Below are 22,168 nucleotides of genomic sequence, written 5' to 3'. Positions count from 1 at the left end.
ACTCCTGGCAAGGTGCGAGTCTCACCAACCAAACTTCATGCTCTCGTCGAACGGGAGCGCGGCGCGCAACCAGGGAATCCCGGCCCTGCGGCTCACGGGGCGTCGGCGCGCTCGCTGAAGCCGATCACCTCCTCCACGGCGCGGTCGATCTCGCGCTGGCTCGCGGGGCGGCGGGGCGCACGCGCGCCGAGCCGCTCGATCGCCGCCATCGCCGGATAAGCCAGGTTCCGGAGATCGGTGGCGTTCACCTGGGTGTGGCCGCTCCACTGCCGGAAATACGTGTCCACGAGCGTGGAGCTCAGGAACACGCAGACGCCGCGGGCGAGGAGCGGCGGCAGCCCGCCGCCGTCCCGGTGAAACACGTTGAGGTGGTTCTCGAAGCCCACGCGCGCGCCGGGCACCGCCGCCGGATCGAGGACCGCCGCGGTGATGCGCCGGCGCTCCTCCTTCGAGGAGAAGCGCTTCACGACCACGTACGTCCCGCTCGGCATCCAGAGCTTGGCCGTCGCGGCGCAGTCGACCAGGGCGTTCGGCTTCCTCCCGGGCTTCGGCCAGCGCACCGAGCCCGCGTCGAGGTGCGCCGGGTAGATGAGCGGCGCCGTGTCGGCCCCGGGCTCCGCGCGGAGGAAGCCGCGCGCCCGGAAGTCCACGACCTTCCCGGTGGAGACCGAGAGGCCGAGATCGGCGAGCCGCGCGGGCAACCCGGCGAGCACGTCCGCCGCGCGCTGGCCCGCCCGATCCGGGACGACGCGGATGAACAGCTCGGGATCGCCGGGCCGCACCACCTCGTCGTACGGGACCTCGCGCGCCGCGGTCGGCGCGTCGCCCGGGCCGTCGCTCGACGAGACGAGCACCGCGCCGGGCGCGCCGCCCTTCACGCCGCAAAACACGACGTTCTCCTGGAGGACGCCGTCGTCCGCAAACGCGGCGGTGCGGGACTCGAAGACATGCACCCGCCGCAGCGCGACCTCGCGCAGGAACAGCGCGCGGAAGGGCCGAAAGTAAGGACCGTTGAAGAAGCTCCGCGGCGTGATGGCGCAGAGCTCGCCGCCGGGCGCGAGCGCGCGCACCGCGAGCGCCAGGAAGGCGGTGTAGAGGTTGGTCGCCTCGATCCCGGCGCGGCGGAGCGCGCGGCGGGCCGCGGAGCCGGCGCCGAGCTTGCGGTAGGGCGGGTTCAGGATCGCGTGGGTGAAGCGCGCGTGCGGGCCGGGCCGGGCGAGCTCCTCCACGGCGTGGGTGATGAAGTCGGCCTGCACGGCGCGGCCGTCGAACGTGATCCCGAGCGGCCGGCACGCGGCGCGGCACGTGGCCATCGATTCGGAAAGGTGCTTTACGAAGTCGGGATCGAGCTCGTAGGCCACCGCGTGGATCTCGGCGGGGGGCGTCGGCCGGCTGCACGCCTCGGCGACGAGCGCCGCCGTGAGCGTGCCGACGCCCGCGCCGGCGTCGAGCAGGCGCACGGAGGGGCCGAGCTGCTGGAAGAGCGAGGCCATGAACGACGCCACGGGGGGCGGCGTCAGGAACTGACCGAGCGCGGAGCGCCGCGCGGGGTCGAGGTGGCGGCAGGCCTCGGCCCGGTGGAGGTCGACCGCGCCGAGCAGGGATGACGGCGGCGCGCGCCGGAGCTCGCGCGCCGCGCTCGTCGGCGTGCCGCCACGCGGACCGAGGGGCGGGTCGGGCCGGATCGTGCCCTCGCGGATCAGTCGACCTGGTGCGCCCGGAACGAGACCACCGCGCCGCTGCCCTCGAGGCAGCGGTGGATCCACGGGGCGTCGGCGGCGCGCACGGCGATGAGCCGGACGTCGCCGGAGCCGTCGAGCGGCTCCAGGCCCTGGAAGCCGACCAGCTCCGCCTCCTTCAGCGTCATGACCTGGGCCCCTGTCTCGCGCAGCACCTCGGCGCTGAGCAAGTCGCTGCTCCCCGCCCCGCTGGCGAGGTACACCTCGAACACGGTCATCATGGGGCCATGGTCGCCGGGCGGCGCCGCGCCGACAAGGGTCGTCATGCGCTCAGCGCGGCGCGGTCCGGGCGCGTGGTTCACCTGCCGTCGCCCGCCGTTCACCTGCCGTTCCCCCGGCTGTCACCCCTTGCCGGCGGCCTCGCGCTTCGTCTCGAGCTCCTCCCACCGGCTGACCAGGCGCGCCGCCTCCTGCTTCGCGCGCTCGAGCTCCGCGAGGAGGCCGGCGACCTCGGCGCCGCGGCTCGCGTAGAGCGCCGGATCGGCGAGCTTCACCTCGAGCTCGCGGACCTTCTGCTCGGCCTCGTCGATGCGCCCGACGATGCCGTCGAGCTCCTTGCGCTCGGCGAACGAGAGCTTCGGCGCGTCCCCGGCGCGCCCCGCGGGCTTCGCCGCGGCCGGCGCCGGCGCGGGCCGCGGCTCCGCGGCGGCGGCCTTGGCGGCGCGGGCCTCGGCCTCGGCCTCGATCGCGAGCGCGGCGCTCGCCCGCTGCTCGCGGTAAGCGTCGTAGTTGCCCGCGTAACGCACCACGCGGCCGTCGCCCTCGAAGGCGAGGATCGAGGTCGCGACCCGGTTCAGGAACCACCGGTCGTGGGTCACCACGAGGGCCGAGCCGTCGAGCTCGATGAGCATCTCCTCGAGCGCGGCGAGGGTCATCACGTCGAGGTCGTTCGTGGGCTCGTCGAGGATGATCACGTTGACGCTCTGGGTGAGCATCTTCGCGAGGGCGACGCGCGCCCGCTCGCCGCCGGACAACGAGCCGACCGGCTGCCGCGCCTTGTTCGGGTCGAAGAGGAACCGCTCCAGGTAGCTGCGCACATCCATGGAGCGGCCGCCGACCTCGACGCGCGTGTGCGAGCCGGCGATGTTCTCGAAGATCGACTTGTCGAGATCGAGCCCGCTGCGGTGCTGGTCGAAGTAGGCGATGTTCGTGTTCTTCCCGAGCACGACCTCGCCCTCCATGCGCGGCCCCTCCCCGGCCGCGCCGCCGTCCCCGGCCGCGCCGCCGTCCGCCGCGTCGACCTGGCCGAGGATCGCGCGGAGCATCGTGGTCTTGCCGGTGCCGTTGCGGCCGACGACGCCGACGCGCTCGCCCTTCGTGAGGGTGAAGTCGAGGCCGCGGACGAGCCATTTGCCGTCGACCGAGAGGCCGAGCTTCTTCAGCTCGAGGATGGTCTTGCCGGTGCGCACCGACTCGACCGAGAGCTGGGCGGTCCGCTCGGCCTTGGGCGGCGGGGCGGCCTTCGTCGTCTCGGCGCGCTGGATGCGCGCCTTCTGCTTGCCGGTGCGCGCCTTGGGCTGGCGCCGCAGCCACTCGAGCTCGGTGCGGAGGAAGTTCTGCCGGTTCGACTCGGTGCGCGCCTCGAGCGCGAGGCGCTCGGCCTTCTGCTCGAGGTACTCCTCGTAGCCGCCGTCGTAGCTGTAGACCTTGCCCTTGTCGATCTCGAGGGTGCGCTCGACGACGCGGTCGAGCAGGTAGCGGTCGTGGGTGATGAGCAGGAGCGCGCCGGGGTGCTCCTCGACGAGGTAACGCTCGAGCCACTCGACGGTCTCGACGTCGAGGTGGTTGCTCGGCTCGTCGAGCACGGCGAGCGCGGGCCGCGACACGAGCAGGCGGGCGAGGGCGACGCGCCGACGGTCGCCGCCGCTGAGCACGCTCATGGGGGCGTCGGGCCGGGTGACGCCGACGTGGCCGATGATGGCGTCGACCTGGTGCATCATGTCCCAGCCGCCGAGCCGCTCGACGTCGGCCGAGGCCTCGGCCTGCGCGGCGAGCAGCGCCTCGGCGTCGCCCGAGCCGGCGGCGAGCGCGCGGCTCACCTCGTCGTGGCGCGCCTTGGCGGCGTGCCAGGCGGAGAGGCCGGCGAGCACGACGTCGCGCGCGGTGTCGGACGGCTCGAACACCGGGTCCTGCGAGAGGACGCCGATCTCGGCGCCGCGGCGGCGGGCGATCGTGCCGCTGTCGGGCTGCTCGACGCCGGCGAGGATGCGCGCGAGCGTGCTCTTGCCGGAGCCGTTCAGGCCGACGAGGCCGACCCGCTCGCCCGTGCGGATGTTGACGGAGACGCCGTCGAGGATGGTCTGCGGGCCGAAGGATTTGTGGAGATCGTGGGCGGTGAGGACGGGCACAGGGGGCGGAGCTTAGCGCAGCGGATGCCACATGGGCCCGCTTTGCTGAAACGGCCCTGTCGACGCCCCGCGCGCCCCGAGCGCCCCGATCGTGGGCGGCGGCCCCGGGCGGCGCACCGCTGCGCAGGCTGCTCGCCTCGATCGACCGCGCGCCGCGCGCCGCGCGGTCGCCGGCTGGAGGCCATGGGCGCGCGCGGCTGCCGCGCGTGGTCGATGCTGCCGAGATCATCCGGGTCGAGGAGGACGGCTGCTCCTCGAACACCACATCTGGCGCCCACGAACGAGGTCGGCGCGCATCGGCATCTGCGTCGTCGTGCTCACCTCTCGGCTGAGGATCCGCCAACCACGTACAAGGGCTGCGATCTCCGGAGATGGATCCTGGCCAAAGGGGTTTCCACAGCAGTTGTGGCGCGGGTCGCCAATCCAGATCTGAAGCTCCTGCGTCGCGCTTGACAGGCCGCTCCTCGCTGTGATGCGGTGTCCCTAAGGTCGCGCATGTACTCGCTGTGGCCTGCCGAGACGGATCGCTCCGGTGGATCCGGCACACGGCGCGCTCGTCTCAGCCGACGCATGCGATCTCGACCCGGTTCCTGTTCCATGCACACCTCGGCCGCGATCTCGCTACAGGTCTGAGCCGCGCGCAAGGGTACCGCGCGCGACCGCGCGAACCACGTAAGAACGAGCGACAACGTACTAGGAGGGGTCTCATGAAGATGACTGTGCGAAGTTGGGCAGCGGCCAGCGGGCTCATGCTGATGATGGCGGCGTGCGGAGGGAGCGAGACGGACGCGGAGCGGGCAGCCACACCCATCAAGCGAACGCCGCTTCCTCAGAACGAGTTCATCCCGGTGAAGATCGAGGCGACCATCGACGAGCTCGTCGCGGAGATCAACACGAGCTCGATCAAGCCGGTGCAGATCGCGGTGCTGCTGAAGTCCCTCAGCGACTTCTTTGCGCCGATCGCCACGGGCGCGAACCGAGCCATGGGTGAGCTCGGGGTCTCCGGGAGGACCACGGGGAACGTGCTCGGGTCCACCGAGACTTCGCCGGATCAAGAAGAATTGATGGAGCTCCAGACCCGACAGATAAAGCGGGCGGTGGCGGATGGCGCCGAGGGGATTGTCATCACGCCCTTCGGCGAAGGCAACGTGGCCGCGCTCGACGACGCCGCCTCGAAGGGGATCCCCGTGGTGACGCTCGACACCGACCTGGCGAGCTCGAAGCGCGAGATCTACGTCGGGATACTCAGCAGGTCTGCCGGGGCCACGGCAGCGAACACCCTGATCAAGTCGCTGCCCGAAGGGCCTGGTACGGTGCTCATCCACGGCTGGGCCGACCCGAGCTGGGCCGACGGTGTCGATCGAACGCAGGGCGCCGCGGACGAGCTCGAGAAAGCCGGTTACGATGTCATCGTACACCAGTCCATCTATGATGACGAGACCAGGGACGTCGAGGTGATGAGGGGCGAGATCAAGGAGGCGGACCCGCCCGTCGTGGGCCTGATCGGGATGTTCAGCGATTCGTATCGATGCGTGCTGGCCGCGGACGCCGTGGACGCGCCGGACCTCCCCATCGTCACATTCGACTTCGCGCCGCAGACCGCCGACTACATGCGCGAGGGTCGCATCAAGGCCACGCACGTCCAGCGGCAGTACTACGAGGGGTACCTCGGGCCCTACATCGTCTACGGCATCAAGAGCATCGGCCTCGAAGCAACCAAGGCGATCCTCGCGCCGCAGCTCGTCGAGGGCAACCAGTTCGACCTCGGCGTCGACGTGGTCCCGGGGAACAAGGTCGACGCCTACAACGACTTCCTCGACGAGATCGGCGCAGAGCAGTAGAGGCGCGCAGCGCGAGGAGGACCTCGCGTGGCTCCAGCGCGTGCTCGGGCGCGCCTGCCGTGATTTCTGACAGGCGGAGCTAGCTTGCAGCCGCGGGATTTACGGGCGCAGCTCAGCGGTCCGGCGGATCAGCGCGGAAGTCCCGGGTCGGACCGGCCGATACGGAGGGCGCCGCGGCGCCCGGCCTGGCGCCTGCCGCGCTCGTCGCGCCCGGCGGCGCCGCCGACGACGCGGCCGAGGACGCCGGCACGGGCGCCGCGCCGGCGTCGCGCGCGGGCGCCCCTGCGCCGCCCGTCTCGCCCCCGGCCCCGACGAACCGAACCCGCCCGAACCGCCGCGCCCGGTGGAAGTTCCCCTCTCCCAGGATCGGCGACCACGCCGTCCCACCGTTGTTCTGCATGGCGTAGAAGTTCATCCGCCACGCGTCCCCCGGCGCCGGCGGCGCCGACCTCGCCTTCGCGAACGAGCTCCACGGGATCTTCGCCTCGACCACGTACCCCCGGTCCTCGTCCGAGTCGTCGTCGATCGTCCCCCTCAGCGCCACCGCGCTCGTGAGGCCCGCGCTCCACGCCTGGTGACCGAAAGGGCCGCTCGGGCCGCCCCGCGGAGCGTTGTAGTCGTCGAACTGCGAGTCGAAGACGAGGTTCTGGGGGCTTATCTGGATCTCGTAATAGTCCTTGTTGTCGCCGTCGCCGTCCGGGTCGATCATCACCTCGACGGTGTCCCGCTCCCAGAGGTGCGGGTCCCGCGCGTCCTCGGGGAAGCCGCCGGTGATCGTCCTGTCGCTGACGTCGAACCCCACGTAGAGGAACGCATCGTCCCAGAGCAGCCGCGCCTCGCCCTGCGTCGGCAGCGACCGGTCCTCGCGGCCCGTGCCCACGTTGACGAACGCCCCTGTCCGCGCCGCCGACTGCCACGCCGGCTCGTCGAGCCGGCCGTCGATCGCGATCGCCGCGCCGGGTGCGAGCCTGCGCACCGCGAGCTCCTTCACGGCGGCGGGCTGCCTCGGCGCCTCCGCGTCCGCGCCGCGATCCGCACCCGCGCCCGCCGCCGGCGCCCGCCCGCCCGACCCGGCAGGAGCGGCCCCCTGCTCGCCCCCGCCGCCCCTGGAGCACGAGGCCGCCGCAAAGGCCGCGCCGACCATCACCAGGGCCCGCGCGAGCGCGCGCGCGCCGCGCGCCTCGTCGAACGAGCGCCGCTGGCTCCAGGGCCGGCGCATGCAGGCCGCCGCTACTTCCGCCCCTTCTTGCGGGCGTCGCGCTCGCGCTTGCGCTGCGCCTTCTTGGCGTTGCGCTCTGTCGCGCTGAGCGTCTTCATCTTCGTCAGGGCCGGGCCCCCCGCGCCGGCGCCCGGGAAGCCGCCCATGCCCGGCATCCCCATGCCGGGGAAGCCCATGCCGGGGAAGCCCATGCCCGGCATCCCCATCCCGGGCATGCCGGGCATCCCGGGCATCCCCGGCAGGCCGCCGCCGGCCATCATCTGCTTCTGCATCTCGCGCATGTTCTTCGCCATGGCCATCTGCTTCATGCCGGGGATCTTCCCCATCAGGCCCATGTTCTGGCCGAGGCCGCTCATCATCTGGCGCATGAAGAGGAACTTCTGGACGAGCTCGCTCACCGCCTCGGGCTTCGTGCCCGAGCCCTTCGCGATGCGCTCCACCCGCTTCGGCTCGCGGACGAGCGCGTAGGGGTCGCTCTTCTCGAAGCGGGTCATCGACTGGATGATCGCCTGGATGCGGACGAGCTCCCGGTCGTCGAGGTTGACGTCCTGCGGCAGGCCGCCCGGGAACATCCCGCCGAGGGGCAGCTTGTCGACGAGGTCCTTCAGCGACCCCATCTTCTGGATCATCCGCACCTGGTCGAGGAAGTCCTCGAGCGTGAAGTCGCCCTGGAGCATCCGCGCGGCGTCCTTCTCGGCCTTCTTCTGGTCGACGACCTCCTCGAAGTCCTGCATCAGGCCGACGACGTCGCCCATGCCGAGGATGCGGCTCGCCATGCCGTCGGCGCGGAACGGCTCGAACTTGTCCGTCGTCTCGCCGACGCCGCTGAAGAGGACCGGCGCGCCCGTGACCTCCTTGATGCTGAGCGCCGCGCCGCCGCGGGCGTCGCCGTCGAGCTTCGTCAGGACGACGCCGCTGATCGACAGCCGCTCGTTGAAGCCGCGCGCCGTCTTCACGGCGTCCTGGCCGATCATCGCGTCGACGACGAGGAAGATGTTGTCCGGCGACGTCGCCTCCTTGATCTGCGCGAGCTCCTGCATGAGCGGCTCGTCGATCGCGAGGCGGCCCGCGGTGTCGTAGATGATGACGTCGCGGCCGAGCTTCCTCGCCTCGCCCCGGGCCGCGGCGCAGATCGCGACCGGCGACTCGCCCGGGATGTTGAACACGGGGATCTTGAGCTGGTCGCCGAGGACCTTCAGCTGCTCGACGGCGGCGGGGCGCTGCATGTCGGCCGCGACGAGCAGCGGCTTGCGCCCCTGCTTCTCGAGGTAGCGCGAGAGCTTCGCACAGCTCGTCGTCTTTCCGGAGCCCTGGAGGCCGACCATCATGATGCCCGTGGGCCCGCCCTCGGCCCAGGCGATCTCGTCGCCCTCGTGGGTCATCATCGCCTCGAGCTCGTCGTGGCAGATCTTGATGAAGTGGTCGCTCGCGGAGACCTGGTGGACCTCGCCCGCGTGCTTCACCCGGGTCTCCAGGGTGCGGCCGACCGCCGCCTGCTTCACCCGGGCGAGGAACGCCTTGACCACGCCGATCTCGACGTCGGCCTCGAGCAAGCTCAGCCGCACCTCCCGGAGCGCGACGTCGATGTTGCTCTCGGTGAGCTCGGTGAGCCCGGCGAGGCGGTTCCTGGCCTGACGAAAGCCCCGTGTCAGCGTGTCGAACATGGCAGGGCGGTCTTAGCACAGGGGACCGCGAGCGCGGATCCCCTGGCGCTCTCGAGAAGCGCATCCCCGCCCGCGGGGGGCGGGGGGCGGCGCGCGCGGCAGGCGCGGCAGGCGAGGCAGGCGCGGCGCGAGGGCGGCGCGGCGCGAGGGCGGCGCGGCGCGAGGGCGGCGCGGCGCGCGCGGCGCGAGGGCGGCGCGGCGCGAGGGCGGCGCGGCGCGCGCGGCGCGGCGCGGCGCGGCGTTACATGCCGCGCCGGGCGGCGCGGCGGAGCTCCGAGAGCGCCTCGGCGCACTTCGGCATGACCTCGGCGCTCTCCTTCAGCTTGACCTCCGCCGCGGCGAGGTCGGCCAGATCGGACAGCGCCCCGGGCCCGGCGGACCCCGCGGGCGCCGCGAGCAGCGCGCGGACGCGCGCCTCGGCGGCGGTCGCGTCGAGCAACGAGCGGTAAGCGCGGACGCACGTGTCCCTGGCGCTCGCGGCGGGGGGCGTCGAGGCGGGCTGTCGCTCGAGCGCCGCGAGCAGCGCCTCCCGCGCGGCGCGCGGCTCGCTCGGGGCGTCGCGGAGGGCGTCGATCGCGTGCAGGAGCGCGTCGGCCTCCTGGTCCTCGGCCGACCGGCCGCACCCGGGGCCAGCGCAGAGGACGGCGAGCGCGGCGAGCGCGGCGAGCGCGCCGGCGCGCCGCCGCGCCGCCGCCCCAGCCGCCCGGGAGCTGCCCGTCACGGCGGGCGGCCTCAGTCGGCCCGCTTCGCCGGCGGGCCCATCTGGATGCGCTCGCCGAGGTAGGCGCCGATCAGCGTGAACAACACGCCGATGAGCGCCATGATCACGTACATGAAGAGCGGCATCGTCCGGACGGTCTGGCTCTGCAGGAGGTAGAAGACCGTCGGGATCGCGACGATGAACGAGGCGACGACCGGCTCGAGGAACGTCTTGCCGGGCGAGATCATGCCGAGGAGGACGCCCCCGATGAACCAGACGGGGATGGACACCGTCATGCCGTTCGAGCCCTCGAAGTCGAGCTGCTGCACGATCATGGGGAGGCCGCCGATGAGCGCCGCGGTCAGCACGCTCTGGAGGACGAGGGCGATCGCGCACCAGAGGACGGAGAAGCCCTCCTGCTGGTAGCGGCGCTGGCGGTCGAAATCGGAGTTCCGGACGATCCGCGGCGAGTCCATCCGGGCGCCGCACGCGATGCACCGCCCGCTCGCCGTGACGCTGGCGTTGTTCGCGCCGCACGCCTGGCAGACGATGGAGCTGTCGTTCTTCGAGGCCATCGCGGCTAGGCTAGGCAAGCCGCTGCGGCCCGGCAAGCGCGCGGCGCCCGACCGGCGTTATACTCGACGAAACGTGCCCACCGACCCGACCTCTACCGTGGAATCCCTGTCCCACGGCCCGCGCGGCCCAGGCTTCGACGTGACCGGGCCCGATCCGGAGCTGCTCGCGCTGCCGGCCCCGCCGAAGCAGGAGCGCACGGTCACGGTGGCGCTGATGGCGGTGACCGCGCTCGCCGCGCTGTACATGGCGTTCGCCCTGCTCGGGGAGGCGCGCTACGCGCTGTCGCCCGGCCAGCCCGTCGACGTGGGTGAGCTCGCGGCGCTGCGGCCGGGGCCGGACCTCGCGAACCGCTACGTGCGCGCCGTGGGGCTGCTCGGGACGCGCGGCGCGATCCGTTACGGTCGGGCGGCGGAAGGCGACTCGTTCCGGCTGGCGCCGGTGGCCGGCAACCCGGGGCTGTGGGTCGAGATCCGGGTGCCCGAGGGCTTCGAGGGCCCGCGCTTCGTGCCGCCGAGCTCGTTCGCGGGGCGGCTCGTGCCGTTCGGCAGCGCGGGCATCCGGCACGCGCGCCTCGCCGGCGAGGTGGAGGAGCAGGCGGGGACGAGCGTGTCCGGCGACGCCTGGCTGCTCATCGACGGCAGCTCGCCGCGCGCGTCGCGCTGGGCGGTCGCGCTCGTCGCGCTGTTCCTCGGGTTCGCGGGCTGGAACCTGTTCGGGATCGCGCGGGTGCTGCACCGCGTGAAGGACGCGTAGGGCGCGCGGCGCGCAGGCCGCGCAGGCCGCGCAGCCGCGAAGACAGCGCAGCCGCGAAGACAGCACAGGCAGCGCGACCCGCGTCTTGACGCGCTCGCGGCGGCGCACGACCTTCTCGCGCACCGATGCCCAAGGTCACCTTCGTCAACGAGCACAGGACGGTCGAGACCGAGCCGGGTCGGCTCCTCAGCGAGATCGCGGCCGAGCTCGGGATCGCGGTCTGCCGCGAGACGTTCCGGGGCACCGGCATCGGCGACTACACGTGCTGGGTGAAGGGCGACCCGGGCGCGACGTCGCCGCCGACGTTCTGGGAGAAGCTGCGCGGCGCGCGCGGCCAGCGGCGGATGGCGAACAGGACGCGCGTGCTCGGCGACGTGCAGGTCTGGACGCAGGCCGGCCCGGGCAACCGGCTGCGCGCGCCACGCCCGATCGCGCCGCCGCCGAGCCCGGCGACGGATCCGGCCGCCCCGCGCAAGCCGATCGACGCGAGCGGCAGCGCGGCGTTCCCCTACGGCGACCCGCGCGCGGTCGGTCAGGGCAAGCGCGAGCCGATCGCGGCAGGCGCGCTCGAGGCGAAGGCGGCGAAGGAGAAGAAGGCGAAGGCGGCGGGAACGAAGGCGACGGAGCCCGCGGCCAAGGCGCAGGAGGTCGCGAAAGCACCCGCGCCTGCCACGGCGCCAGACCCCGCGAAGCCCGCAGCATCTACGGAGAAGACACAGGAGCCGCCCGAGCCCGCAAAGCCGCAGGAGCCGCCCGAGCGCGCAAAGCCGCAGGAGACCGCGAACACGTCCGCGGCAACGGCGGGGAGCACGAGCAGCGAGAAGGCAATCCCAGAGTAGCCGTCGTTGCGCGCTGGAGCCGAGCCGTGCGCGGGGCGCGGGCGGCCGCGAAGGCGCGTCCAGCTGTGCGTCCCCGATCAGCCTGAATCAGCGGGCCCGCCGCCCAGGCGACTTTCATGAACCTGAGGGGACGAGGTCACCCGTGAGGGTTTTTGAGGGGCACGTTCTTACGTCTCGGAAGAGAAGCTCCAGGTGGCGGGAGCTCAGTCGAACTCGACAGTCGGCCGCCCGTAGTCGACGGGCCGTTCAAAGTCGGAATCCTCCCCGACATCGGGCATCCTCAACAAGAGGTCCTTTAGCGTCTCCCCTATCTCGGGCTGGGACGGCGCGGCGATGTCATTCACCGCCTCCGGCGCCACATCCCCCCGAGCGACCCAGAAAACTGCCGCGGCCTGCCGCATCTCGTCCGCGACCTGCTGCGGGGTCTTGGGTGTACGGAACGCATCTTCCCGAATTTCTACGACGATCCGCATCAGGTCGTCCCTCCTACGCTGTGGAACCCTGGCCCCTTTTTCCGCGCGAGCACGCCGCCCGCTCACCGCATCTCGGCTGCGCTCCCCGGATACAGCTTCGGCGGCGAGCTCGCGAGCTCTCGAGAGCGACGACCATCCACCGGCAGCGCTTCCCCTCACCCCTGCCGGCACCCGGCAGCGCTTCCTCTCAGCCCTACCGGCACCCGGCAGCGCTTCCTCTCAGCCCTGCCGGCACCCGGCAGCGCTTCCTCTCACCCCTGCCGGCACCCGGCAGCGCTTCCTCTCACCCCTGCCGGCACCCGGCAGCGCTTCCTCTCACCCCTGCCGGCACCGGCAACGCGATGCTGTAGCAGAACCGCTCCCCGCAGGGCGCGCACGCCCGGTCGTCCTTCTCCAAGACCCCTTCCTGGCCTCGATGAATCCCGTGCAGCCAGCGCCCCGAGCCCGTGCCGCGGCGCGCCGCGCGATGAGCTCCGGTGCGCCCGCCTCCGCGAGGTGCCCGGCGTGCTATGCACGCGCCGATGAGCGAGGTGGTCGTGATCGGGGGCGGGGTGGCCGGGTGCACGTCGGCGCTCGCGCTCGCGCGGCGCGGGCTCGCCGTGCACGTCCTCGAGCGCAACCCCGGCGAGGGCGCCTCCTGGGCGGCGGCCGGGATCATCGGCCCGCAGCTCGAGGCCGCCGGCGACGGCCCCCTCGCGCGGCTCTGTCTCGCGAGCCGGGCGCTGTACCCCGAGCTCGTCGCGTCGCTCGCCGAGGCGACGGGCGTCGACGTCGGCTACCGCCGCTGCGGCGCGCTCCAGGTGGCGTTCACCGCCGCCGGCCGCGACGAGATCGCGCGCGAGGTCGGGTGGCAGCGGGAGGCCGGCCTCGCGGTCGAGCTCTGCGACGGCGCAGAGGCGCGGGCACACGCGCCGGCGCTCGGCGCCGAGGTCGCCGGCGGCGCGTGGTTCGCCGACGAGGCGCGCATCGATCCGCCGTCGCTCATGCGGGCGCTGCGCATCGCGGCCGAGCGCGCGGGCGTGCGGTTCCGCGCCGGGGCGGCCGTCCGGCGCATCCTCGTCGAGCGGGGACGGGCAGGCGGGGTGCAGCTCGAGGACGGGACGAAGGTCGAGGCCCCCTGGACGGTGCTGACCGCCGGGAGCTGGTCGTCCCTGATCGAGGGCTCCGGGCTCGCGCCCGCCGCGGTGCGGCCGGTGCGCGGGCAGATCGTCGAGCTCACGCCGGCGTCGCCGGCGCTCGCGCAGGTGGTCTACGGCCCCGGGTGTTACCTGTCGCCGCGCGACGACGGCCGCGTGCTCGTCGGGGCGACCGTCGAGTTCGTCGGCTTCGTGCCCGCGGTGACCGCGCGGGCCGTGCGCGACCTCCTGACCGCGGCGCTCCGGCTCGTGCCCGCGCTCGAGGAGGCGCCGCTCGGCAGGACCTGGTCCGGGCTCCGGCCGCACCCGCAAGACGAGCTGCCGATCCTCGGCCAGGGGGCGATCGCCAACCTCATCTTCGCGACCGGCCACTTCCGCAACGGCGTCCTCCTCGCCCCGGTGACCGCGAAGATCGTGACGGCGCTAATCGCGGGCGAGAAGCCGCCCCTGGATCTGTCACCCTTCTCACCCCGGCGGCCCGGCATTGCCGGCTGAGCCAGGCGTCTTCCACCGCGGCGTGCGCGCATCGCCCGGCGACCGCTCTCTGGCGCCAAGCCGGGCAGGTTCACGTGCGCTCGCCGCCGGGAGCGCCTAGGCTGAGCGCCGCCGATGTCGTCCACCCCCGAGATCATCCCGGTCCGGATCTACTTCCACTGCGGCTGGGCCATCCAGGTCGATCCCTCCTTCGAGTCGGAGCTCCTGTACGGCGGCGAGACGCTGCGCATGTTCGATCCAGGCGAGCGTCGCGAGGTCTCGCTCTCGTCGATGACATACCGTCGGCACGACGGCGCGCCGTTCACGGCCAAGGAGGTCCTGGACACGTTCCCGCCGCGCGAGATGTCCGGGCTGCGCTACGAGCACGAGCGGGGGACGGTCGCGGGCGCCGCGCTGTGGATGCTCGGCGAGAGCGATGACGAGCCGGAGCCGTGCTGGGTGCTCATGGCCATCATGGTGTGCCCCCCGGCCGGCCGGCTCGCGCGCTGCACCATCGTCTGCAAGGAAGAGTCGGACCGGGACTGGGCCGTCGACACCTGGCGGAGCATCACGCGGACCCCGCCGCCGGCGCAGCCGGCGCCGCGCAAGGCGATGAGCTGAAACGTCGTCGCGGCAACCGGCAACGCGACCGGCGTCGACGCCGCCGTGCGCGAGGTGGACCGCGCCGTCGGCGAGCTGCTAGCGACAACGCACCTGCAAACGAGGCGCGTGATCACAACAGCTCAGCCTTCAGGGCTGAAGAATTCCACCTCACCGCTCCATGCGGTGGCGAAGTCATCGCGCAACACCTGTACGGGCTGGTGTCTCGTCGGAAAGTACGGGTCGAGGACGACCAAGAAGCTGCCGATGACGGCGATGATCACAACTGCGTGCAAGCCGTCCCCGAGATCTCCGTAGGGCGAGAGCATCTGCCGATCTCACGCCAGAGCCATCCAGCCTGGCCCGTTCACGGTCACGATCGCGAGCTCACCGCGCTTCACACGGGCTACGAGCACGTCGAAGCTCTCTGGGAGCGAGGTGTCGAGCATCTCGCCGCCGAGCGCGGGGTACGTCTCCTGCTCCTCGCCTTCGCCGCCATGTCGGGCGTCGACGATGGCGCGGCACGCGGCCACGCACGAGCCGCGCGTCTTCTGAAGGCGATGCCAGCTCTGGGCGAGTTTCCGCGCGTCCGCGCTCATGCGGAGAGCTTGGCGCGCTCGGCATCGAGATCGAAGGAGAGGACGTCCTCCCGCACGGTGTGCCCCGCGGCGTCGACGATGTCCACGCACCAGCCCTTATCGCCGCGGCGGACCTCCCTCGGGCGCAAGCCAGAGGCCCCGGCACGCGAGAGCGCGACGCGGGCGATGTCGCGCACGTTGTCGCTCACCGAGCGGAGGGGGGCGCGCAGCGACGCGGAGAGCTTGGGATGCTCGGGCAGCGCCTCATGGAGGGCGAGGCCGAGCACGCGGCGCGCCTCCACCCGATCGATGCGGCCCTGCGCGAGGGCGGACGCGACCTCGTCGAGAAGAGCGCCTGCACGAAGGCCACTACGCGGAGGTGCCAGGTCGGGGTGCCCGGGGGCGTGCCGCTCCTCGTGGGGTCTGCGCAGCATGTGGAGCCGGAGATCCTCGCTGAGCCCGAACACGTGCTTGATGCGCGACACGGCCGTGATGCGCCCGACACCGAAGGTCGTGCACACCTCGGTGACCGAGTCCTCTGCTACGGGATCACGCCCGGAGAGCACACTGCGGAGCGCGTGATCCGGCACAAGGAAGTGCGAGGCGAACGCGCTCGCGCGTTGTTCGATCCAGGCGAAATCTCGGAACAAGCGATAGGTGCGCGCCCCCGCAGCCCGGCTGCCCGGCGCCGCTTCCGCGTCGCCGGTGCTCGCCGGGCTGACGAGCGCCAGGTTGCGGTGCTCGTCAGTGAGGTCGCAGAGAACGTGGCATAGCTCGTGCGCCAACGTCATGCGCGTGCGCCACCAGCATGCCGGGCCCTCGACCAAGTGGACGAGCACCGCAGGCCGTGGCGCGCGCAGCGAGGCGCCGTCCAGGAACGGGGACATCTCCTCCTGCCGCGCCCATACGATGCCGATACCTAGACGCTCGTAGATGGCGCGCATCGAGGGGATGGACTCGGTGGTGATGTCGAGCTGCGTCCGCAGCCAGCGGGCCAGCTCATCAGCGCCGTAGGGTGCGTCGCCGGTGCCCCACTGCGCATCCACGGGCGGCGCCGGCAGAGGCGGAACACACGCGCCCGCAGCGAGCTGCAGGCGATCGAGGGCTCGGACCACTTCGACGAAGAGCGCCAGATCCGAGGAGAACTCCAGCACGTCGCTGAGCCGGCCCTCGTGCCCGGTCGCCCGTAAGAACAGGCTGGGCACGGACGCGTGACGGATCTCGCCGGCGAGCACCTCCTCCACCGTGAGCGCGAGCGCGCGGGCACAACGCACGAGGGTGCTCGATCGTGCGTCGCGCGTCCCCGCCTCCCACGCCTGCACCTCGGTGAGGTCCACATCGAGGAGCGCGGCGAAGGTCTCTTGGTCGAGCCGCATCGCTTCCCTAGCGGCGCGGAGCGCTCGGGTCACCGCGTTCATAAGGGGAATGTAGCTCACCTCGTGCTCGGTGGACACCACGATCCCACCCGAGGGAGATTCACGATCTGCACCGGAGGACGCGGACAGCCTGTACTGCTCAGCGACACGCCTCTGCGGTGACCGGTGTGGTGGCGATGGCGACGTCCGACGGTCGCCGGAGAGCGCTCATGGGTCCACCTCGGGCCTCCGTCCGGCCAGATCGTTGCCGTACGCCCGAGGGACGGTTCGGTCGGCGCAAGCTCTTGATACCCGAAGCCCGGCGGTGGGCGGACGTTGGGGCCATAGCTTCGGGAGAGGGAGCGATCCGTCGTCACGCGTCCCCGGAATTCCGCCGGAAGCGATGGATCTCGACGCTTTGTCACCCCCAACCCGCCTTCGGCCGACGAGGTACTACGTTGCCGCGAGGCGCGCGCGCACCTTGGCGAGCACCGCGACGTCGGCGGGCGGGAAGAGCTCGTCCCGGAGCTCGGGCGCCTCGGCCCAGCGCACGGCGGCGACGTCGAGCGCTGCCGGAGCGGGAGAGCCTTCGGCGAAGGAGGCCTCGTAGAAGAGGAGCAGCACCGGCTTCCTGGGATAGCGGTGATAGGTCACCTCCACGATGTCGCCGACGCGAGCCTCCACGCCGATCTCCTCGCGCAGCTCGCGGAGGAGGGCGTCCCGCGGATCCTCGCCGGCCTCGACCTTGCCGCCGGGGAACTCCCACGCGCCCTCGAGGTGGGCGCCCACCTTGCGCTGCGTGAGCAGCACGCGGCCGCGCTCGATGATGACGGCGGCGGCGACGAGGACGAGGGCAGGCGACAGATCGGACACGTCAGACATGGGCGCCTAGGATGTCGACCGCGGTGAAGAAAACAAGGCGGGAGAGCCGCTCACGACAGCACCGCAGCGAAGAACCGCCATCCGTGGGATGCGGTCGGTTCTGCGAAAAAGTCGCGCCGTTCAACGGAATGCGCAGCAAAGGAAGATGAGCAGCGCGGACGACGGGGCCGCGGCCCGAGGCGAAAGGAGCGGCCGCGCTCGGGGTGCCGTTCGGCGCTGCACCGTCCTGGCGGCGGCGCCGCGGCGCGTGCCTCTGCCGGGGCCGGGATGGCCGCCGCGCTCGCCGGCCGCGGCGAGCGGGGCGGCAGCCCCGCCGGGAGCGAGCCCGCTTCCCTTTGCCGCCGAGGTGTGGGATGCGCCTCCCATGAGCGTCACGTACCGGGAAGCGGGGGTCGATATCGATGCAGGGGACGCGCTGGTCGAGCGCATCAAGCGGCTCGCCAAGCCGACGCGCACCCCCGAGGTGCTGGCCGACGTGGGCGGGTTCGCCGGGCTGTGCATGCTGCCGGGCGGGCTCTCCGAGCCGGTGCTGGTCAGCGGCACGGACGGCGTCGGCACCAAGCTGAAGGTCGCGTTCGCGACGGGCGTGCACGACACGGTCGGGATCGACCTCGTCGCCATGTGCGTGAACGACGTGCTGACGGTCGGCGCGCGGCCGCTCTTCTTCCTGGACTACTTCGCGACCGGCAAGCTCGACGTGGACGTGGGCGAGGCGGTGGTGCGCGGCATCGCCGACGGGTGCAAGCAGGCCGGCTGCGCGCTCATCGGCGGCGAGACGGCCGAGCTGCCGGGCATGTACGCGGACGGCGAGTACGACCTCGCCGGGTTCGCGGTGGGCGTGGTCGAGCGCTCGCGCATCCTCGACGGCAAGCGCATCGCGCCCGGCGACGTGGTGCTCGGGGTGGCGTCGAGCGGGCTGCACTCGAACGGCTTCTCGCTCGCGCGGCGGGTGCTCGAGAAGGAGATGGGGCTCCGGATGAGCGACCGCGTGGACGAGCTCGGCGCGACCGTGGGGGAAGCGCTGCTCACGCCGACCCGGATCTACGCCCGCGCCATCACGGAGCTGCTCGGGACCTGCGGGGACGCGGTGCGGGGGCTGTCGCACATCACGGGCGGCGGCCTGCCGGGGAACCTCCCGCGCGTGCTGCCGGACGGCCTGGGCGCGCGGCTCGATCTCGGCTCCTACCAGCGGCCGGCGATCTTCCAGGTGCTCCAGCGCGGCGGGCCGGTGGAGGAGGCGGAGATGCGGCGCACCTTCAACCTCGGCGTCGGGCTCGTCGCCGTCGTGGAGAAGGGCGCGGCGGACAAGGCGATCGAGGCGTTCGCCCGGAGCGGGGAGCGGGCGTGGGCGCTCGGGGAGGTGGTGCCGGTCGGCGACGTGCCGTTCGAGGAGCGGGTGCAGTTCGGATGACGGAGGCGGCGCCGGCGAGGGACGGCCGGCGCCAGGGCCGCGGCGAGCCTGCCGCGGCCAGCCGGGCGGCCGCGCGGCTCACCCGCCTTCGAGCCGCGACCTCAGCTGCTTGATCGCCTCGTCGATCGCGCGGTTCTTCTTGTAACAGGGCCTCACCGCCGTCTCGAGCACGACCAGGGTGCGCTCGTCGCCCTCGGAGACGGCGCGCTCGATGAACGGCAGCTTCTCGCCGCAGGTGGCGTCGCGCATCTCGAAGGAGATCCGCACGGCGGGGGTCCCGCGCGCCGCGACCTCCGGCGTGCGCAGCAGCTTCGCCGCGCGGGTCGCGGGCGTGGAGCGGCCGCGGGTCTCCACGATCTCGTAGAGGACGTCGATCCCCGCCGTCCCGAAGCGGCTCGCGAGGGCGTCGAAGACCTTGTCGGCGTGCTCGCCGCCCGTCTTCGCGATGGCGATGGCGACGTTCCGCGCCGCGATCGCGAGCGCGCGGTCGCGCAGCGCGGTCGGATCGCGCTCGGCGAGCACGTTGAGCGCGTCGGCGGCCTTGACCCACCGGCGCGCCCTGGACGCGGCGGCGAGCTCCTTCCTGGTCGCTTCATCCGGCGGAGGCTCGGCCTGCGCGGCGGGCGCCTCGGGCACCTCGGGCGCGGCGGCGTCGGGCGCAGGCGCGGCGGGCGCGGCGGTCTCCGCGGCCGCCGCCGTGTCGGGCGCGGCGGGCTCCGGCGCGGCGGGCGCGCTCGCCGGCGTCTCCACCGTCCGCTGGTGGGGCTCGGGCTCCGGGGGAGCCCTCCCGCTAGCGGCGAGCGCCGCGATGACGCCTGCCGCGATCACGGCGACGCCCACGTAGGGAGCCGCCCGGCGCAGGCGGGCGCTCAGGTGGCCGGGGATCTGCGGCAGCACGCGGCCGGCGCGAGCCGCCCGCTTCCGCTTGGACTCCTCCTCGCGCTCCCGGGCGACGCGCTCTGCCTCCGCCTCGCGCTCCCGGGCGACGCGCTCTGCCTCCGCCTCGCGCTCCCGGGCGACGCGCTCTGCCTCCGCCTCGCGCTCCCGGGCGACGCGCTCTGCCTCCGCCGCCTCGAGCTCCCGCAGCAGCGTCGGGGCGAACGCGGGCCGCGAGCCGCTCAGCCGTTCAGAGATCGGCTCCGACGCGGGCGCGTCCTCCTCCGCGGGCGGCTCCTGCGGCGGCGTTGCTCCGGCGGCGGGCGGCTCCTCCCGGGGCGGCTGCGGCGGCTTCTCCGGCGGCGGGGTTTGCTGCGCTGCCGACGCAGGGGCATCCGGCGGCGACGGCGTCTTGGCTGAAGCCGGCTCTTTCAGGGACGCCGCTGCCGGTTTCGAGGATGCGGGCGTCTCTGGAGGAGACGACAGCTTCTCGACGGGCGCGGGCGCCTGGAGGGATGGCGCTGTCGGCTTCGAGGATGCAGGCGCCTCCGGAGGCGGCGATGACCTTTTGGCGGGTGCCGGCGCCGGCGGAGGCGCGCTGGAGCCTGGCTCTTCCGTGGGGCGCGACTGCGACGACTCCCTCGGCGGCTGCGAGGGTACGTCCGGCGACGGACGCGTCGAGACCGGCAACGCCGGCTCTTTCGAAGCCGGCTCTTCCGACGGCCGCGAACGCGCAGGCTCTTCCGACCGCCGCGAACGCGCCGGCTCTTCCGACGGCCGCGAACGCGCAGGCTCTTCCGACGGCCGCGAACGCGCCGGCTCCTCCGACGGCCGCGAACGCGCCGGCTCCTCCGACGGCCGCGAACGCGCCGGCTCCTCCAACGGCCGCGAACGCGCAGGCTCCTCCGACGGCCGCGAACGCGCAGGCTCCTCCGACGGCCGCGAACGCGCAGGCTCCTCCGACGGCCGCGAACGCGCCGGCTCCTCCGACGGCCGCGAACGCGCAGGCTCCTCCGACGGCCGCGAACGCGCAGGCTCCTCCGGCGGTACCTGCGGCTGGTCCAGCGGCGGAGGTGTGGCCCCCTGCGCCGGCTCGCTCGACGCTGGCGCCTCCAGCGGCCGCGATGCCTCCCCCGGCGTCGCCGACGGCGCTTGCCGCGACGGCGCCTCTGCCGCGACCTCCGAGGGACCGTCAGCGCCGATCGACTCGAAAGCCATCCGCGCGATGAACGCTGCACCACCCACCGCGGTCGGCCGCGAGTCGCGCGTCATCTCGGCGACGAGGCTCGGCGTCAGCCGTACCGGCGTCGGCCGCGAGTGGCTGACGGCGTCCTCGTCGTCCTCTGCCGCGCTGTCGGCGTGCCCGGCGGCCCGCTCCGGCACCTCGCCGCCCGCTTGCCTCGCCGCCGGCGCCGACGCCTCACCGCCCGCTTGCCTCGCCGTGGGCGCCGGCGCCTCATCGCCCGCTTGCCCGGCCGCCGGCGCCAGCGCCGCGCCGCTCTCCTCCAGCTCGAACAGGCTCGACTCGCCGAGGAGGATCGCCGACGAGCTGCCCGCCGCCGCCGCCTCGTGCTCTCGCGCCGCAGCGCTGGGCAGGCGCGGCCGCCCGCTCGGCGGGCGCGCCGGATCCGCGATCGCGGGCACCGACGCCATCTCCGCCCTCGACGTCATCTCCGCGCGCGGCTCCTGCGCCGCGATCCCCGACGCGGCGCACGCCTCGTCGAGCGCCGCGATCAGGTCCTCCGCGGTCTGGTAGCGGGCGCGCGGCTGCTTCTCGAGCAGGCGCCGCACCACCGCCTCGATCGCCGGCGGCACCACGACGCCGGGGGCGTGCTCGGCGATCGCCGGGACCGGCGCGCTGCGCTGCTGGTTGAACAGCTCGACCGGATCTTTCGCCAGGAACGGGTGCTTGCCGGCCAGCAGCTCGTAAAAGATCAGCCCGAGGGCGTAGAAATCCGCGCGCTCGTCGACGAAATCCATCCCGAGCGCCGACTCGGGGGCGAGGTAGGCGATCGTCCCGAAGATCACCCCGGCCGTCGTGAGCCGGACCGGGTGCGACTCCGGACCCATCCGCATGGACTCCGGCGACGCGACGGAGCGGCGCAGCTGATCGACGCTCACCTTCGCGAGGCCGAAGTCGATGAGCTTCACGAGGTCGCCGTGCGACTCGACCACCATCACGTTCCGCGGCTTCACGTCGCGGTGGACGATGTTCATGGCGTGGGTCGCCCCGAGCGCGGCCGCGAGCTGCCTGGCGATCAGGACGGCGCGCGCGGTGGGCATCGGCCCGCGCCGGATGATCTCGTGGAGCGTCGTCCCGCGGACGTACTCCAGGACGAGGTAGAACGAGCCGTCCTCCGCCTCGCCGAAGTCGGTCGCCGTCGCGACGTTCCGGTGCTGGATGTGGGCGCCGGCGATCGCCTCGCGCTCGAAGCGCTGCACGAGCTCGGGGAGCCGCTCGGCGTCGGGGTGCAGGATCTTGATCGCGACGCGCTTGTGCATGTGCACGTGCTCGCCGCGGTAGACCGCGCCCATGCCGCCCATGGCGACGACCTCGTCGATGCGGTACCGCCTCGAGATGACCCGCCCGATGTAGGACGCCGCTCGCTGCTTCGCGGCCTCCTCGGGGGACAGGTGCGGCTCGGGCGGACGGTCGGACATCGTGGCGGCGCCACCCTACCCTGAGCGGCGCGACATTGGTAGG

At 73.1% G+C, this 22,168-nt stretch carries 19 protein-coding genes and 1 pseudogene; 6 read left to right on the top strand and 14 right to left on the bottom strand.

The window, feature by feature from the left end; all coding sequences use genetic code 11:
* Nucleotides 1-92: 92 nt before the first annotated feature.
* The 3 genes from WMF43_RS47680 to WMF43_RS47670 form a co-directional block, all read right to left on the bottom strand.
* Nucleotides 93-1,766, bottom strand: coding sequence for an Eco57I restriction-modification methylase domain-containing protein (locus tag WMF43_RS47680; protein WP_437675539.1), 1,674 nt, complete (start codon nt 1,764-1,766; stop codon nt 93-95).
* Nucleotides 1,700-2,005 carry a hypothetical protein gene (locus WMF43_RS47675; protein WP_437675538.1) on the bottom strand — a complete coding sequence of 102 codons (306 nt, stop codon included), beginning with the start codon at nt 2,003-2,005 and terminating at the stop codon, nt 1,700-1,702. Before WMF43_RS47675 ends, WMF43_RS47680 begins: the two co-directional genes overlap by 67 nt.
* 75 nt (nt 2,006-2,080) lie before the next feature.
* Nucleotides 2,081-4,087 (bottom strand): ABC-F family ATP-binding cassette domain-containing protein, encoded by a 2,007-nt coding sequence (locus WMF43_RS47670; protein WP_437675537.1) that lies wholly within the window; start codon nt 4,085-4,087, stop codon nt 2,081-2,083.
* 707 nt (nt 4,088-4,794) lie between these two features.
* Here WMF43_RS47670 and WMF43_RS47665 point away from each other — a divergent pair.
* A complete protein-coding gene (locus WMF43_RS47665) occupies nt 4,795-5,928 on the top strand; it encodes a sugar ABC transporter substrate-binding protein (RefSeq protein ID WP_437675536.1) in 1,134 nt (377 codons plus the stop codon).
* A 112-nt stretch (nt 5,929-6,040) separates the two neighbouring features.
* Here the strand turns inward: WMF43_RS47665 and WMF43_RS47660 are convergent, their stop codons facing one another.
* From WMF43_RS47660 to WMF43_RS47645, 4 genes are all read right to left on the bottom strand, one after another.
* Entirely contained in the window at nt 6,041-7,147 is a 1,107-nt protein-coding gene (locus WMF43_RS47660; protein WP_437675535.1) for a carbohydrate-binding family 9-like protein, read from the bottom strand.
* Nucleotides 7,148-7,158: 11 nt separating this feature from the next.
* Nucleotides 7,159-8,811: a signal recognition particle protein gene (ffh, locus tag WMF43_RS47655; RefSeq protein ID WP_437675534.1), complete on the bottom strand. Its 1,653-nt coding sequence runs from the start codon at nt 8,809-8,811 to the stop codon at nt 7,159-7,161.
* 241 nt (nt 8,812-9,052) lie between these two features.
* Entirely contained in the window at nt 9,053-9,532 is a 480-nt protein-coding gene (locus WMF43_RS47650) for a hypothetical protein (RefSeq protein ID WP_437675533.1), read from the bottom strand.
* A gap of 11 nt (nt 9,533-9,543) precedes the next feature.
* Entirely contained in the window at nt 9,544-10,086 is a 543-nt protein-coding gene (locus WMF43_RS47645; RefSeq protein ID WP_437675532.1) for a hypothetical protein, read from the bottom strand.
* A 97-nt stretch (nt 10,087-10,183) separates the two neighbouring features.
* Here WMF43_RS47645 and WMF43_RS47640 point away from each other — a divergent pair, with 97 nt between their 5' ends.
* Both WMF43_RS47640 and WMF43_RS47635 read left to right on the top strand, forming a co-directional pair.
* The gene (locus WMF43_RS47640; RefSeq protein WP_437675531.1) at nt 10,184-10,840 is read left to right on the top strand and encodes a hypothetical protein; all 657 of its coding nucleotides are present in this window, start codon (nt 10,184-10,186) and stop codon (nt 10,838-10,840) included.
* A gap of 125 nt (nt 10,841-10,965) precedes the next feature.
* On the top strand, nt 10,966-11,679 hold the full coding sequence (locus WMF43_RS47635; protein WP_437675530.1) for a hypothetical protein: 714 nt from the start codon (nt 10,966-10,968) through the stop codon (nt 11,677-11,679).
* 203 nt (nt 11,680-11,882) lie between these two features.
* Here the strand turns inward: WMF43_RS47635 and WMF43_RS47630 are convergent, their stop codons facing one another.
* Nucleotides 11,883-12,152 carry a hypothetical protein gene (locus tag WMF43_RS47630; protein WP_437675529.1) on the bottom strand — a complete coding sequence of 90 codons (270 nt, stop codon included), beginning with the start codon at nt 12,150-12,152 and terminating at the stop codon, nt 11,883-11,885.
* A gap of 521 nt (nt 12,153-12,673) precedes the next feature.
* On the opposite strand from WMF43_RS47630, the gene thiO reads away from it, so the two are divergent.
* The gene (thiO, locus tag WMF43_RS47625) at nt 12,674-13,783 is read left to right on the top strand and encodes a glycine oxidase ThiO (RefSeq protein ID WP_437675528.1); all 1,110 of its coding nucleotides are present in this window, start codon (nt 12,674-12,676) and stop codon (nt 13,781-13,783) included.
* 114 nt (nt 13,784-13,897) lie between these two features.
* On the top strand, nt 13,898-14,383 hold the full coding sequence (locus tag WMF43_RS47620; protein WP_437675527.1) for a hypothetical protein: 486 nt from the start codon (nt 13,898-13,900) through the stop codon (nt 14,381-14,383).
* Between the two features lie 122 nt (nt 14,384-14,505).
* Here the strand turns inward: WMF43_RS47620 and WMF43_RS47615 are convergent, their stop codons facing one another.
* The 5 genes and pseudogenes from WMF43_RS47615 to WMF43_RS47595 form a co-directional block, all read right to left on the bottom strand.
* Entirely contained in the window at nt 14,506-14,691 is a 186-nt protein-coding gene (locus WMF43_RS47615; RefSeq protein WP_437675526.1) for a hypothetical protein, read from the bottom strand.
* Between the two features lie 9 nt (nt 14,692-14,700).
* Nucleotides 14,701-14,961, bottom strand: coding sequence for a hypothetical protein (locus tag WMF43_RS47610; RefSeq protein WP_437675525.1), 261 nt, complete (start codon nt 14,959-14,961; stop codon nt 14,701-14,703).
* On the bottom strand, nt 14,958-16,175 hold the full coding sequence (locus tag WMF43_RS47605) for an ImmA/IrrE family metallo-endopeptidase (RefSeq protein WP_437684227.1): 1,218 nt from the start codon (nt 16,173-16,175) through the stop codon (nt 14,958-14,960). The genes WMF43_RS47610 and WMF43_RS47605 overlap by 4 nt, the downstream gene beginning before the upstream one ends.
* A 12-nt stretch (nt 16,176-16,187) precedes the next feature.
* A pseudogene (locus tag WMF43_RS47600) lies at nt 16,188-16,358 on the bottom strand (helix-turn-helix domain-containing protein); the annotation flags it as partial.
* A 390-nt stretch (nt 16,359-16,748) separates the two neighbouring features.
* Nucleotides 16,749-17,177, bottom strand: coding sequence for a (deoxy)nucleoside triphosphate pyrophosphohydrolase (locus WMF43_RS47595; RefSeq protein ID WP_437675524.1), 429 nt, complete (start codon nt 17,175-17,177; stop codon nt 16,749-16,751).
* A gap of 364 nt (nt 17,178-17,541) precedes the next feature.
* On the opposite strand from WMF43_RS47595, the gene purM reads away from it, so the two are divergent.
* Nucleotides 17,542-18,588 carry a phosphoribosylformylglycinamidine cyclo-ligase gene (gene purM / locus WMF43_RS47590; RefSeq protein ID WP_437675523.1) on the top strand — a complete coding sequence of 349 codons (1,047 nt, stop codon included), beginning with the start codon at nt 17,542-17,544 and terminating at the stop codon, nt 18,586-18,588.
* A 78-nt stretch (nt 18,589-18,666) separates the two neighbouring features.
* Here purM and WMF43_RS47585 read toward each other — a convergent pair whose 3' ends face one another.
* The gene (locus WMF43_RS47585) at nt 18,667-22,125 is read right to left on the bottom strand and encodes a protein kinase domain-containing protein (protein ID WP_437675522.1); all 3,459 of its coding nucleotides are present in this window, start codon (nt 22,123-22,125) and stop codon (nt 18,667-18,669) included.
* Between the last annotated feature and the right edge of the window lie 43 nt (nt 22,126-22,168).

The organism is Sorangium sp. So ce131 (genome assembly GCF_051519095.1).
Classification (GTDB): domain Bacteria; phylum Myxococcota_A; class Polyangia; order Polyangiales; family Polyangiaceae; genus Sorangium.
The sequence above is the reverse complement of the archived record's forward strand: the minus strand, read 5'-3'. Positions and strand labels throughout refer to the sequence as shown.